Annotated in this window: 12 protein-coding genes and 3 pseudogenes; 10 read left to right on the top strand and 5 right to left on the bottom strand. The window is 52.2% G+C overall.

Annotated elements, in window-relative coordinates:
- Nucleotides 1-47 precede the first annotated feature (47 nt).
- Complete coding sequence (locus NG42_RS08905) at nt 48-1,145, bottom strand: NADH:flavin oxidoreductase (RefSeq protein ID WP_052898942.1); 1,098 nt, start codon at nt 1,143-1,145, stop codon at nt 48-50.
- Nucleotides 1,146-1,326: 181 nt separating this feature from the next.
- Here NG42_RS08905 and NG42_RS08900 point away from each other — a divergent pair, with 181 nt between their 5' ends.
- On the top strand, nt 1,327-2,199 hold the full coding sequence (locus NG42_RS08900; protein WP_052898941.1) for a LysR family transcriptional regulator: 873 nt from the start codon (nt 1,327-1,329) through the stop codon (nt 2,197-2,199).
- 54 nt (nt 2,200-2,253) lie between these two features.
- Here the strand turns inward: NG42_RS08900 and NG42_RS08895 are convergent, their stop codons facing one another.
- Complete coding sequence (locus tag NG42_RS08895) at nt 2,254-2,706, bottom strand: winged helix-turn-helix transcriptional regulator (RefSeq protein WP_052898940.1); 453 nt, start codon at nt 2,704-2,706, stop codon at nt 2,254-2,256.
- Nucleotides 2,707-2,961: 255 nt separating this feature from the next.
- Between NG42_RS08895 and NG42_RS08890 the strand changes: the two genes are divergently transcribed.
- From NG42_RS08890 to NG42_RS08875, 4 genes are all read left to right on the top strand, one after another.
- Nucleotides 2,962-4,083, top strand: coding sequence for an MFS transporter (locus NG42_RS08890; protein WP_052898994.1), 1,122 nt, complete (start codon nt 2,962-2,964; stop codon nt 4,081-4,083).
- Nucleotides 4,083-4,979, top strand: coding sequence for an EamA family transporter (locus tag NG42_RS08885; protein WP_052898939.1), 897 nt, complete (start codon nt 4,083-4,085; stop codon nt 4,977-4,979). The genes NG42_RS08890 and NG42_RS08885 overlap by 1 nt, the downstream gene beginning before the upstream one ends.
- 124 nt (nt 4,980-5,103) lie before the next feature.
- Nucleotides 5,104-5,880: a DNA/RNA non-specific endonuclease gene (locus tag NG42_RS08880; RefSeq protein ID WP_420911306.1), complete on the top strand. Its 777-nt coding sequence runs from the start codon at nt 5,104-5,106 to the stop codon at nt 5,878-5,880.
- Nucleotides 5,881-6,123: 243 nt separating this feature from the next.
- Nucleotides 6,124-7,335: a multidrug effflux MFS transporter gene (locus NG42_RS08875; RefSeq protein ID WP_052898937.1), complete on the top strand. Its 1,212-nt coding sequence runs from the start codon at nt 6,124-6,126 to the stop codon at nt 7,333-7,335.
- Here the strand turns inward: NG42_RS08875 and NG42_RS08870 are convergent.
- Nucleotides 7,332-8,382: pseudogene (locus NG42_RS08870) on the bottom strand (alpha/beta hydrolase). The gene NG42_RS08875 and the pseudogene NG42_RS08870 sit on opposite strands and share 4 nt — an antisense overlap.
- Before the next feature lie 251 nt (nt 8,383-8,633).
- Here NG42_RS08870 and NG42_RS08865 point away from each other — a divergent pair.
- From NG42_RS08865 to NG42_RS08845, 5 genes and pseudogenes are all read left to right on the top strand, one after another.
- Nucleotides 8,634-9,839, top strand: a complete 1,206-nt coding sequence (locus NG42_RS08865) for an aldo/keto reductase (protein WP_420911305.1) — start codon at nt 8,634-8,636, stop codon at nt 9,837-9,839.
- 12 nt (nt 9,840-9,851) lie between these two features.
- A complete protein-coding gene (locus NG42_RS08860) occupies nt 9,852-10,541 on the top strand; it encodes a heavy metal response regulator transcription factor (protein WP_052898936.1) in 690 nt (229 codons plus the stop codon).
- 15 nt (nt 10,542-10,556) lie between these two features.
- On the top strand, nt 10,557-12,032 hold the full coding sequence (locus NG42_RS08855) for a heavy metal sensor histidine kinase (protein ID WP_052898992.1): 1,476 nt from the start codon (nt 10,557-10,559) through the stop codon (nt 12,030-12,032).
- Between the two features lie 68 nt (nt 12,033-12,100).
- Nucleotides 12,101-12,415: pseudogene (locus tag NG42_RS08850) on the top strand (cupin domain-containing protein); the annotation flags it as partial.
- Nucleotides 12,412-12,816, top strand: a pseudogene (locus tag NG42_RS08845) (LysR substrate-binding domain-containing protein); the annotation flags it as partial. The pseudogenes NG42_RS08850 and NG42_RS08845, both read left to right, overlap by 4 nt.
- 80 nt (nt 12,817-12,896) lie before the next feature.
- Here NG42_RS08845 and NG42_RS08840 read toward each other — a convergent pair.
- Complete coding sequence (locus tag NG42_RS08840; protein WP_052898935.1) at nt 12,897-13,574, bottom strand: type 1 glutamine amidotransferase domain-containing protein; 678 nt, start codon at nt 13,572-13,574, stop codon at nt 12,897-12,899.
- A gap of 102 nt (nt 13,575-13,676) precedes the next feature.
- The gene (locus NG42_RS08835) at nt 13,677-14,282 is read right to left on the bottom strand and encodes a TetR/AcrR family transcriptional regulator (RefSeq protein WP_052898934.1); all 606 of its coding nucleotides are present in this window, start codon (nt 14,280-14,282) and stop codon (nt 13,677-13,679) included.
- Nucleotides 14,283-14,346 lie beyond the last annotated feature (64 nt).

Below are 14,346 nucleotides of genomic sequence, written 5' to 3'. Positions count from 1 at the left end.
TCCTGTGCGAAATGGGCCTCTCCGCGCACCGAGAAACCCTGATTTATTTATTCAGGTAGTTCGCTATCTTTAATATCCGCTATCGGGCCAAGCAGGCTGCTGTCGAATGGATTCAGGGGTTGCCCGTCCTTTACGCGTTTTGGCCAGTTATGATTCGCCAGCGCACCACGTCCCAGCGCAATAAAATCAGCCCCGAGAGCGATCATGTCCTGCGCCCGCTGGGGTTCATGCAGACTGCCGTTAGCCATAATGGGCAGATCAGGTGCATATTTACGCGCCAGCGCAACCAGTGAAAGGCTGTTGCCGGAAAATGCTGGCTGCCAGGCTTCAAACTCAGTCAGGTGCAAATAATCAATGCCTGATTCCGCCAGCAGCGTAAAGACCACACGCGCATCCTGTTCGCCATTTGCCCATTTGTGGAAGAAATCATTAACTTTACCCTGAGAAATACGGATACCGACCGGCACTTCAGCCCCGACGCGCGCGCGGACTGCCTTAATTACCGCCAGACTTAATGTCAGGCGACCGGCAATATCGCCACCCCATTTATCGCTGCGCAGATTGGTGTAATCAGTGAAGAACTGGTCCAGAAGATAACCATTGGCACCATGGATCTCCACGCCATCAAATCCGGCTTCGATTACCGCACGGGACGCAGCATCAGCAAAGCTGTCGATAATATTTTCGATTTCATGATTATTAAGCTCTCGAGGTAACGGATACTGTCCTTCACCACGGTAAAACGTCATTTGCTGGCCTTTCGGACGAACAGCCGAGGGCGCAACGGTGCCCTCAAGATAGTTATTCCCCTGCGACAGCGCACCAGAGTGCTGGATTTGCGCGAAGATATGGCCGCCCTGCGCATGAACGGCATCCGTAATCTTACGCCAGGCTGAAGTCTGTTCGGTATTGATCATTCCGGCCTGAAACGCATAGCTTTGCGACCACGCACTATCGATATAAATGCCTTCAGTGACCACCAGGGCAAAACCGCCACGTGCAAAATCTGCGTAATACGCTTGCATGCGCTCACCGGGAATACCCTTTTCAGAGGCGGATACCCGGGTCATGGGTGCGACAGCCAGACGGTTACTGAGCAGCAGATTACCCACTCGGCCTGAACTGAACAGGGATGATGAACTCATTTAACGCCACCTTATTGAGGATTAAAAACCGCAGGCAATATAATCTCTGTGGCGGCTGGCTTAAACAGGGCAAAATGATAAGCTGGTATAACAAAAATCGTTATAATGACACGCAGTCTCAGGTGTTATTGGTCGCAATACTGCCCGCCTGACTTCAGTTTACTGAGCAAAAAACCTGACTATGAATCTTCATGACGTTCGCCTTTTTCTGACGATTACCGAAACCAGCAGCCTGACACAGGCGGCACGACGACTGGACATTTCCCCCATGGCGGTTTCGCGACGGCTGGCGGCGCTGGAAAAGATGCTGGGCGCACGATTGCTGCAACGTACAACGCGATCGGTTTCCCTGACCCAGGAAGGCAGCGAATTTTTACCCTATGCCCGTGCGTTGATCGAAGCAGAGGCCGGAGCCAAAGCGCTGTTCTCTGCGGAAACGAAAGGCGCTGTCGGCTTATTACGGGTGACAGCACCTTCGGGGTTTGGACGGCGGAATATTCTGCCGCTGGTTCCGGGCCTGCTTTCCGCAAACCCGGAATTGCGTATTGATGTTCAGTTGACTGAAGATATTGTGGATATTGTTGGCCGGGGTATTGATGTCGCCGTCCGTATTGCTCCCCTGAAAGATTCCAGCCTTATTGCGCGAAAAATTATCGATAACCCGCGGGTCGTCTGCGCATCACCGGCCTATCTGCATCAATATGGCATTCCGAAAAACTTAAATGATTTAACTACCCACCACTGCCTGCGGCTGACCAATGTGCTGCAATGGACCTTCGAGGCTGAAGGGCAAAGTACCAGCATTAGCGTGGAGGGGCGTTTCAGCTCCAGTAATGTGGAAGGCGTCAGGGAGCTTTGCGTTCAGGGGCTGGGCATTGCGCAGCTGACCCTGTGGGATGTCAAAAAGGAGCTTAATGAAGGCTCACTGGTTGCCATTGAGTTGCAGGATGTGACGCAACAGAATCTGTCGGTCTGGGCTTTGCTGCCCACTACCCGCCATCTGCCGCTGCGGGTAAGTCTGTTTATTGAGGCGTTAAAACGCTCACTGAAATAAAAAAAAGCGGCGGGCGATATTACATCATCCGAAATATCCGCTTATTTCATCACTTCAATCTTTGATCACTCGCTGGCGGTGACAGTCTGCCGGCGCCAGTTTCTGCCCCTGAACTGAACGGACTTCCAGTGGCAGGATTGACTGTTCAGACTGGTTATCCACAAGTACCGAATGCACCTCTCCTTTTTCGAACATATAGCGCTCTCCCCACTGCCGCATGGCTATCACAATGGGAAACACAGAACGCCCCATTTCCGTAAGAACATACTCGTGATAAGCGCTGCCGTCAGCAACCGGACTGACCTCAAACACGCCAATATCGACCAGCAGTTTCAGACGTGACGCCAGAATATTTTTGGCAAGGCCCAGATTTTTTTGAAACTCACTGAAGCGGCGAACATCGTCAAACGCCTCGCGAATAATCATCAGGCACCAGCGCTCGCCAATCGTCTCTACAGTCCTGGCGACCGGACATTCGCTGTTTCTCAGTGATTCCTGCTTAGCCATCTGAATCCTCTTTCTGTCTGCGCGTTCACTGCTTATCAGCATAATGAAAATCAAAAGCAGTTGCAAAAAAAAACCACCACTGATAAATAAGCAAAGTGGTTTCAAAAAGAAACCGAATCAAAACCAGGAAAAATGATGCATCCAAAACTGAGTTTGAAGGAAAAATCTGCGGCAACCGGCGGCATAACAGAAACCGGCGAAACAGTGCATGAGCCTGCATCGACTGACCCGCGATTATCCCCCCGCCTGATACTGTTGTTGTCTGTGACCTGTGCCCTCAGCGTTGCCAATGTCTATCTGGCTCAGCCGCTGCTCAAATCGATGGCCAGCAGCCTGCATGTCCAGCCTGGTGTTACCGGAATGGTCGTGACGGCGACGCAAATTGGCTATGCGGCAGGACTGCTTTTTCTGGTTCCACTGGGCGATCTGTGCAATCGAAAACATCTGATTATTACTCAGATATTGCTCTCGGCAGCAGCTTTAATCGTAGCGGGTTGCTCACAGCACTGGGGCACCCTGCTCAGCACAATGGTGTTGGTCGGACTGATGGCGGTAGTTGTTCAGGTGGTGGTGGCTTATGCCGCGACGCTGGCAGCACCTCAGCAGCGTGGTAAAACGATTGGCACCATAACCAGTGGCGTGGTAATCGGGATCCTTCTGGGGCGTTTTTTATCCGGTGTGATAGCCGATGTTGCGGGGTGGCGCGCGGTCTATCTCAGCTCTGCCTGTCTGATGCTGATGATGGCTGGCGTGCTGTGGAAAGCGATCCCGTCCACGCAGCAGCCACCGCTGAAAGCGTCTTACCGGACACTGATCAGGTCCGTATTCGGGCTTTTTCTCACGGAACCGATGCTAAGGAAAAGAGGAGTCCTTGCCCTGCTGATTTTTGCTGACTTTAGCATGTTGTGGACAGCCATGGTATTGCCGCTCAGCGCGCAGTCGCTCTCGCATACCCAGACAGGATTGTTTGGCCTGGCCGGTATTGCTGGCGCACTGGCGGCGGCAAAAGCCGGACGGTGGGCCGATCGCGGTTGGGGTCAACGCACAACAGGGTTTTCACTGGCATTACTGACCCTGTCCTGGCTCCCCATCGCCTGCGCCGAAACCTCTCTGCTATTGCTGATCGTCGGGGTTATCACTCTGGACTTCGCCGTGCAGGCGGTACATGTAACCAATCAGAGCCTTATCTTTGCCGCCAGGTCGGATGCACAAAGTCGTCTCGCCGGGGCTTATATGTTTTTTTATTCGGTCGGGAGCGCACTGGGAGCCATTGCGGCCACCCAGCTCTATGCTGTTTGGGGCTGGCAGGCAGTATGCCTGTCAGGTGCAGCAGTCAGCGCGGCGGCATTTATTTTTTGGTCAGGGTCACAAAAATAATGAAAATACATCATCTGCTACTCGCCATTCTTATTACCGCAATATGGGGCATCAATTTTTCCGTGATCAAACTGGGGCTGACCACGATTGATCCGTTTATTTTGGCCGGAATACGTTTCACTTTATGCGCATTACCCGCCCTCTTTTTTATTCCCAAACCCGATGTCAGCTGGCGTTATATCATCAGTTACGGACTGGTTTTTGGTATCGGTTTATGGGGACTGGTTAACCTCGGGATTAAAACCGGGCTTTCTGCCGGTATCGCGTCATTGCTGCTACAATTCAGCGCCTTTTTCACCATTTTATCAGGCAGCCGCATCTTCAGGGAAAAGCTGACTCAATATCAGATAGCCGGTATCGTTATTGCCTCAGCAGGACTCCTGAGCATTGTCTTTATCACCGACGGGTCTGTCACCCTTTCCGGTATGGCGCTGGTATTAGTCGGCGCGATAGCCTGGAGTATTGCCAATATCATCAATAAAAAAAGCGCAACCCGGCAGATCTTTGCCTTTCTGGTCTGGTCGAGTGCTTTCGCTCCTGTTCCGCTATTTCTGCTCGACTACCTGGTCAATGGCACCAGTGGATATACCTCATTATTCACTCAAGTGGATTCGCGCGCGTTGCTGTCAATCCTGTTCCAGGTTTACCCGAATACGCTTTTCGGTTACTGGGTATGGAATTCGTTGCTGAAACAATACCCGGTATCCACCGTTGCCCCGCTATCGTTACTGGTGCCGGTATTTGGTATTCTCGGCTCAGTGGCCATTTTCGGTGAAAGCCTGTCACCGGTTAAAATCCTTGCCGTGTTACTTATCGTAACGGGCCTGGCGGTCGGTTTATACGGTCGGCGTATCCGGGATGTTCTGTTTACGCGCAGCCATAATCTCCAGCGCTGATATCCGTGATGCTTTCAACGCTTAGCCACTAATATATCAATGGTGACAGTAAACATGGAAAGAATGCCAACAAGGAGGGAATATGTTCAGATTTCGCTGTTCCAGTATTCTGGTTCTGTTTTCAATGCTTTTTCTGGCAGCCTGTACGCCAAAACAACCACCGTCAACACGTGTCATTATTGACAACTGCCTGGTGGGATGTCCGCTTGGCGGAAGCAATCAGACCCTTACCCGCGAGGCTTATAGCTTAAATAATAATGGCAATACCTACTTTGCAAACTGGGTCGCCTATAAAATAACTAAAACCAGCCAGGCCAGTAATCGTCCCAGAAATTGGAAGCAGGATCCGGCTCTGCCTGCAACCGATACTCTGGCGCCTGCGGCCTGGACCGGAGCCAATGCAGCATTAGCGATCGATCGGGGGCATCAGGCACCGCTGGTCGCATTGGGCGGGACAGTGGACTGGGAGTCACTGAATTATCTTTCTAATATTACGCCACAAAAGTCTGCCCTGAATCAGGGAGCATGGGCACGGTTAGAGGATAAAGAGAGACAGCTTGCGAATCGTGAAGATATTTCGGCAGTTTATACCGTCACCGGGCCGCTATTTGAGAGGGATTTGGGGGGGCTTCCTGCGATGCCAAATGCCAGACTTCCCAGCGGCTACTGGAAAGTAATTTTCATTGGTGCGGGGCCTGATTCCGGGAAATACTCAGCTTTTATCATGGACCAAAACTTACCCCGATCGGCTAACTTCTGCGATTATCAGGTGACCGTTGACAGCATTGAAAGAAAAACCAATTATTTTTTGAGGATCTGGCCAGCCTTACCGACAGAAATATCCCGCAGGATAAAATCACAGCCCGGCACCCTGGCGAAAGATGAGATGGGATGCCGATAAAAATGTAATCGACAGGTTAAGATTCAATGCCCTAACGCCACCGATAAATTCGGTGGCATTAAATTGCCACTGAATCCAACGCACTGTTTTTAATCGTTATTAACCCCACTCCACCATTTCACTTTCTCCCCCCCTCGTATGACTTATGAATGCTATTCATAGTGCTTATCCGATTATCAATGATTATCGTTTTGCCCAATATCGCTAACATACGTCTATCTCCCGATATCCAGATGGATAAACATGACTGACACGCAGACGCGATCCCGGACAGTGGCCGGAAAATTGACTGGCTTCACATTCGTCATCATTCTTAGTGCATTAATGGCTGTGACTTCCTTATCAACCGATATTTACTTGCCGGCCATGCCCTTAATGGCGAGAGATTTGCAGGGTGATGCGGAACTGACGGTGACCGGATTTTTAATCGGTTTTTGCATTGCTCAATTAATCTGGGGACCGATTAGCGATCACTTTGGTCGCCGCTTACCGCTGTTTATTGGAATGGCATTGTTCATTATCGGTTCCGTCGGTTGCGCCCTCTCAACCGATATGGCGCAAATCGTTTTCTGGCGGGTGTTTCAGGCTCTGGGAGCCTGCACCGGGCCGATGCTGGCGCGAGCCATGATCCGCGATCTGTTTAGCCGCACACGTGCCGCGCAAATGCTGTCAACGCTGATGATCATTATGGCTATTGCACCCATTGCCGGGCCGCTGCTCGGCGGACAAATAATTAAAATCACCTCATGGCATGCGATCTTCTGGTTACTGGCGATAATCGGCGCCCTAATGCTGGCAGCATCAGCCTGGCTACCCGAAACATTAGCCGAAGAAAAGCGGGTTAAAGCCTCCTTATCCAGCGCCTTTCGCAACTATTTCGCGTTACTGACTAACACGAGCTATATGCGCTTCACGTTATGCCTGATGTTCTACTATGTCGCGGCCTATGCGTTTATTACCGGCTCCCCTTTTGTCTACATCACTTACTTTGGCATCGATCCACAACATTTCGGTTGGCTGTTTGCGCTGAATATCGTCGGTCTGGTGGCCGTCAGCATGGTGAACCGGCGTCTGGTACATCGCTATCCCCTTGAAGTATTGCTGAAGTTCGCGGTAGTCGTCGCCACGCTCGCGGCAGTTGTGCTTGCGGTTGCTACCGGTATGGGCATCGGCGGAATTAGCCTGATCGTGGTGGCGGTGTTTGTCTTCTTTTCAATGAATGGAATTATTGCCGCAACATCGACAGCCGCCGCGCTGGATGCGGTACCGAAGGTTGCCGGTTCTGCTGCGGCACTGATGGGGTCACTGCAATACGGCAGCGGCATTATCTCTTCCTTGCTACTGGCACTGCTCAGCGATGGCACCCCCTGGACAATGGGCTGGATCATCGCGCTGTTTACCGCAGCCAGTGCCGTAATGGCACTGACCACACGTGTCACCAAAACGCTGAGTTAGAGATTTTTATCAAAGAAGGTATCCAGTTTGCTCACCGCCTGATCAACATAGCGAGGCACCCAGTAAGTGTCGATATGCGTCGCGCCATCGATCAGGACCAGCTCTTTATTGCGGGTACCGCTGGCCTTTTTAAAAGCACTCTCGGTCATATAGCGCGAGTCGGCTTGGGTACCGGCCATCATCAGCAGCGGCTGATTAATCAGATCCATATTGCTTTGCGCGTCAAAGCGCATCAAATCAAGCAGGCTACTGGTGGTATAGCGGAACGTCGAGTTCGGATGCGCATGGGTTTTCCAGTAGTACTCGTAACCCTGGCGATACAGGTCAAACGGCAGTTTGGCGATTTGTTCATCCGTCAGGTTGGCGTCCCCGGAATAGCTTACCTCACCGGTGGTGACTTCTTTTATACGCGCATCGGTTGCCTGTTTCAGGCGCGCCTCGATGGTGGAGAGCTGGGAATCCAGGTAACCGTTACGGCGCACCAGGCCGGAGTCGAACATGCTGAGTGTCGCCAGCGCTTTAAATCGCTTATCGGTCTGAGCCGCTTTCAGCGAATAACCGCCGCCGCCGCAGATACCCAGCAGGCCAATACGTGCGGCATCAACGCCGGGGTACTGACTGAGGTAATCCGCCATCCCGTGAATATCTTCAATGCGGTTTGCCGGTTTATCAACACTGCGCGGCATACCGCCACTGGCTCCCTGATAAGCCGCATCGGCGGTGATGGTGATGTAGCCATGTTCTGCCAGACGCTGAGCATACAATCCGGCGACCTGCTCTTTTACGCCGCCGTTAGGATGAGCCACCACCACCGCAGGATATTTTTTGGCAGCGTCGTAATTGGCAGGCGTGTAGACATTCGCGGCAATCTGGATGCCGTGGAGATCATATTTCACCGGATGAATATTAACCTTGCCGTTAACGTTCTCGGTGAGGGCACCGTCATAGACCAGAGTAAAAGGGATTTTGTTTGTAGTCAGCAGCATGCACTGAAGTAATACCGGCCATTGCCGTAAGCAACATGGCATTTAAGAGAGTGAATTTCATGGTATCTCCCGATTGAGTGACGGACTGATTAACAGGCTCGCGACAGCGAATATTCAGGGTCAGATTAGGGAAATGAGACTGTCAGCATCATGACAGCTGAATAACATGTTTGTCAGAAAACGCCGGCCGACGAGCACTGGGTTTTCTGACAATGCTGTCAGGTTACTGTCAGCTTGATGTTGGCAAGCAAGGACTAAGATGTGCTCAGGTCAATCTGCTTGATGTTCAATCTGCTGAATGAGGAATCTTTAATGACACGTAAAAATGAACGCATATCTTATGAAAATAACCCCGTGATGCCGCAACGACGTAAGTTACTGATTGCAGGCGCAGGTGTCGCAGCAGCATCATTCCTGTCACAGGCTTCTGCCGACGAAAAGACCACAACGAATCTGCCCTCTCACGGAGGAGCAGAAAATCTGGACAGCCAACATTCTGCTGCACCGGGCAAACGCAGGCTGGGTGGACTTGAGGTGTCGGCCATCGGACTGGGTGTCCAGAATATGAGCCGTAAATACGACACCAGTGTCCCCTGGCGTCCGGAAATGGTGAACATCATCCGCAGAGCTTACGATCAAGGTGTGACCTTTTTTGATGCCGCAGAAGCCTATGGCCCGCTTGAAGTGGAAAAAATCCTCGGTGAAGGCGTGGCACCTTTTCGCGACAAGATTGTTATTGCCACAAAATTTGGCTGGAACATCGATCAGCAAACCGGTAAGCGTCTTCCGGGGCTGAATAGTCGCCCTGAGCATATCAGGCAAGTCGTTGAAGGCATGCTTAAACGGCTGCGTACCGATCGCATCGATTTGCTGTATCAACACCGTGTCGATCCTCAGGTTCCCATTGAAGATGTAGCAGGTGTGATAAAAGACCTGATGGATCAGGGCAAAGTCCTGCACTGGGGGCTATCAGAAATGGGGATCAATACCCTGAAACGGGCCCATGCAGCGCTTCCGGTTACCGCCGTGCAAAGCGAATACTCAATGCTATGGCGGGGACCGGAAAAGAATGTGCTGCCGACATGCGAAGCACTCGGCATCGGCTTCGTACCATGGAGTCCGCTGGGCGTGCAGTTTCTGACCGGCTGGATTGACGCGAATACCCGATTTGCCTCTGGCGATATTCGCGCCACCGAATCCCGTTTCGCACCTGAAAATCTGGCGCATAACTTACAGCTTGTTGAATTGCTGACCCGTTGGGCCAAAAGGAAAAATGCCGCTCCGGGTCAGATTGCGTTGGCATGGCTGCTGGCTCGTAAAGCGTGGATTGTTCCCATCCCCGGCACCACGAACAGGGATCATATGCTACAGAACACGTCGGCGGCAGGTCTTCATCTGACCTCATCCGAGATGACCGAACTCAGCACGTCGCTGGATGCCATTACCATCATGGGGCAGAGGTTACCGGATGCTGTGCAGGTCTATTCAGATGTCGAAGCCCCCTTAAAGAGTGAATAAGGAAGTAGGGTTATGCGCCTGCTGTTAGTTGAAGACGAAGAAAAAACATCAACCTATCTTAGCCGTGCGCTGGGAGAATCTGGCTTTACGGTTGATGTCTCCGCTGAGGGGACGGAGGGCCTGCATTATGCGCTGGAATTCGACTACGACGCGATCATCCTCGATGTCATGCTTCCGGGAATGGACGGTTATCGGGTACTGGAAGGTATTCGCGCCAGTAAGCAAACGCCGGTGCTGATGCTTGCTGCCAGGGGTTCGGTGGATGAGCGCGTTAAAGGCCTGCGGCTTGGCGCGGATGATTATCTCCCCAAACCCTTTTCACTGATTGAGCTGGTGGCGCGCATTCAGGCGCTGGTGCGTCGCCGCGCAACCGATGGCGCAGATATCACCCAACTGCAAATTTACGATTTGCAGCTGGACCTGCTGGCACGCCGGGTGTTTCGCGCCGGAACCCGGCTGGAACTCACGGCGAAAGAGTTTGCTTTACTGAGTCTGCTGGCTCGTCACCAGGGTGAAATCCTGTCAAAGATGATGATTGCCGAACAGGTCTGGGATATGAATTTCGACAGTGACGCCAATGTGGTTGAAGTCGCGATTAAACGTCTGCGCGCCAAGGTGGATGCACCGTTCGCGGTCAGATTGCTGCATACCGTGCGCGGTATGGGTTATGTCCTTGAAGTCAGACCCGGGGCGCAGCATTAAATGGCGGAGAAAGGCATGTTCAGACGCTCCCTCTCGTTACATCTGGCGCTGATGTTTGCTTTATCCGCCCTACTGATTGTTTCAGCAATCGGCATTCTGCTGCGCAGTTCGCTGCATGATTCATTGCAAAAGCAGATGCATAACGAGCTGCTGTTTCGCGAGTCACTGATGAGTCCGTGGATTACAGCGCGAAACTCGGCTGAGGAGTGGCCAACGCTGGCGAATAAATTTACCGTTCTTGCCAGCTCAGAGGGTGAACGCGTTCGCTACTGGATAGTCAGCGACAACCCCCGTTTTAGCGTAGGCGGTACGCCGCCGGTGGGGATTCACTGGTCTGCGCTGAAAGAAGGCTTTAATAAGATGCCCGGTGCGTCAGAAGGTACCTGCTCACTTTTCCTGCTGGTGAAAACCATTCCGGCCAATGGCACAAGACCGGCGCTGCGCTATGTCGTGGCCATCGACTCAACGCCGTATATGGGCACGCTGGAAGCGTTCACTCGTACATTACTGATCATTACCGCGTCAGGCGTGCTTATTGTTGCTCTACTGGGGTATGCCGTCTCAAGAATCGGCTTACGTCCGGTTGGCGCACTCAGCAATCAGGCGCGGCAACTGGTTCCGGGAGATCATCGTCAGCGCCTCGATACCGACGCAATGCCTGAAGAGCTTCAGCAACTGGCCTTATCTTTTAACGGCGTGCTGGAGCGCCAGGAAGTTGCATGGCGACAGCTTGAAAGCTTTAACGCCGATGTGGCCCATGAACTACGCACTCCGCTGACCAACCTGACAGGCCAGACACAACTGGGTCTGTCACGCCGACGATCACACGCGGAGCTTGAAGAGTTACTGGGTTCAAATCTGGAGGAACTGGAGCGGATGACCTCAATCGTTAACGATATGCTGTTCCTGTCACATGCTCACGCCGGTGAACATGCTTCCCAGCTGACACGCGTCTCACTGCGCGAAGAAACCCTGAAAACAGCGGAATATGTTGAGCCATCATTCGCTGAAAAGCAGCTTTGTCTGGATGTTGAAGGCGATGTGGTTGCCGGGATTGATCGGCGCTTATTTCACCGCTCGCTGGCCAACCTGCTGGAAAACAGCGCAAGGCACGCGCCGCCTCATAGCACCGTTACCGTGCGGTTAAGCGAAAGTGAAAGTCACGCCTGTGTTGCGGTTTCTAATTCTGGCGATGCTATCACGGCTGCGCAGTTACCGCGCCTGTTTGAGCGGTTTTATCGGGTGGACTCTTCACGCGCTAAAAGCGATACCCATCACGGTCTTGGGCTGTCGATCGTGCGTGCTGTAGCGATTATGCATCGGGGAGAAGTCTTTGCGCGCAGCGAAAGCGGTATCAATACTTTTGGACTGACGTTCGCGCTGTCGCCTGATACGCAATTATCCCGCTACAAGGATTCACTTGCGGCGGCAAATGCCGGGATAACGTTATCCGCCGCAACTGACAAAATTGTCAGACGGTCGTCAGCCTGACGACAGGCGTCTTCCGCCAGAATCATTGCAAAGCAGCATCCACTTTATCGACCAACAGGACGCATTGCATGACCGGAAAAATAAGTTATCTCGGGCTGTTACTGCCACTTATCACCTTTTCCTCCTTTGCGCAGCAGCAAAATGCTGCCGTGCAGATTGCTGCTGCCGGCAGCCAGAACCCGGTTTACGGCGCGGCGGAGAATTTTACCGGGCGCGTCCGGGTTGATCCGTTATTCCAGGCCGATCAAGAAATCAAGGTTTCCGCGGCATATGGCACGTTTGAACCCGGCGCTCGCTCCGCGTGGCATACACATCCGGCGGGTCAGCGGCTGATTGTGACGTCGGGAGTCGGTGTGACTCAACAGGAGGGTCAGCCGGCGCAGCGCCGTCCTATCTTGTGCGCCAGGGTGTGCCACTGACGCCTGACGATCTTATCCATCATAAAGCGGTGAATTTTTTCAGTGAACACAGTCGTGAAGTAATGGAGTGGCATTTCGTTATCAACGGAGAAATTGTGTCTCGCCGCCCCGGCAGCAGCATGCTGGTCAATAACTCGGACGCATTGATCTCCTGTGGCCTGGCGGGTCTGGGTATGCTTCATGCTTTGCGCTTCGCACTGGAACCGCATCTGCAATCAGGAAGACTGACAGAGGTGCTGGCCGAATACACGGCGGTAACCAAACCGGTCTCGGTGCTGTATCCTGACCGGCGCAATCTTGTGCCTAAAGTCAGGGTGTTTACAGACTGGTTTTCTGCGCTGTTTGCAAGGCAGGAATCCCTGTAACTTCGCTTTCCCGTCTCAGATTTCTGGGGCATTCCCATAACTGAAAATGCCCCCATGCTGACGCAGACCCGTTTTCGAACTCAGGAAAGCGTTGTTATTAATAACTTCGCGGTTGCTGCAGAAGACGCCGGATTTTGTCCGGTAATCAGCAGACCGTCCTGAACCACAAATGAACCCCAGTCTTCTCCCCGGGTATAATTGCCTCCCAGGCGTTTCAGCTCATCTTCCACCAGGAAAGGCACAATATTCGTCAGCTGGACGCCCTCTTCCTCAGTGTTAGCAAAGCCGGTGACTGTTTTCCCTTCGACCAGCGGTGCACCCTCTGGCGTTTTAACGTGACGCAATACACCCGGCGCATGGCACACCAGTGCCACCGGCTTATCTGCACCAATAAACGCTTCAATCAGACTGACGGAGTGATTGTCTTCAGCCAGATCCCATAACGGGCCATGACCACCAGGATAAAAGACGGTATCGAAATCGTCCGGGTTAATACTGTCCAGACGATATGTGGCAGCCAGTTGCGCTGTCGCGTCTTTATCTGCCTCAAAACGGCGGGTCTGCTCAGTCTGAAACATCGGCTCGTTACTTTTCGGATCCAGCGGTGGCTGACCACCAGCCGGTGAGGCCAGCACAATCTCAGCCCCTGCTTCTTTAAAGGCATAATAAGGTGCGGCCAGTTCTTCCAGCCAGAAACCAGTTTTACGGCCGGTATCGCCCAGTTTGTCGTGTGAGGTCAAAACGATTAATACTTTCATGTTAATTCTCCGTCGGGTTAGTTAAAAATAGTAGACCAGTCGTCTTATAATAAAGTCTGAAAAAACACCTCCGGGAGGTGTTATCTCGCTGCTTTCTTCTGCTCAGTCAGGCTGATTCAACAAAAATTTAGTCGTCTGCATCGCCATCGCAAAAGGTTGCTGATTACGCATAATCTTGACCATGATGCTGGCACCCAGCCATAGTGGGTATAAGCTTTGAGCCAGCTCAATCGCGTTGGCCGTTACTTTTAGCGATCCGTCACGCATGCCCTCATTGATAACCTGCGAGAGCCTGTCCGTGATACCAGTAGTTCCGCGCTTCAGCGCAGCTCGCATAACTTCAGACAAGTCGGCAACTTCAGCGCCCAGTTTTACTGCCAGACATTTTCCCTGACAATCGTCAAAAGACTGATTTTCCTGCCACCGCTGAAAATACTCCATCAGGCGCTGTTGCGGCGACAGTGCGGTGTTTGAAAACAGCGCATCCATTTCAGCCAGATAATCCTCAAAATAGTTATCGAGGAGCGCTGCGCCAAAAGCATCTTTTGAGCTGAAATAATTATAAAAAGAACCTTTTGGCACTGAGGCTTCTTTAAGAATCTCATTCAGCCCGACGGCGGAAAAACCTTTCGCGGCCATAATAAGATGGCCCACATCCAGGATTCTTTGCCGCGTGTCAGCGTTCTTAGGTGACAGTTTCTTGTTCATGTCGGATACCCTACAGCCAATTAGACCAGTCGTCTACTTTTTTTTTGCGTACATATGAAATTGT

Origin of the sequence: Winslowiella iniecta (assembly GCF_001267535.1) — a bacterium.
Taxonomy (GTDB): domain Bacteria; phylum Pseudomonadota; class Gammaproteobacteria; order Enterobacterales; family Enterobacteriaceae; genus Erwinia; species Erwinia iniecta.
Note: the sequence above shows the minus strand (reverse complement) of the source record. Positions and strands in the feature narration are given on the sequence as shown.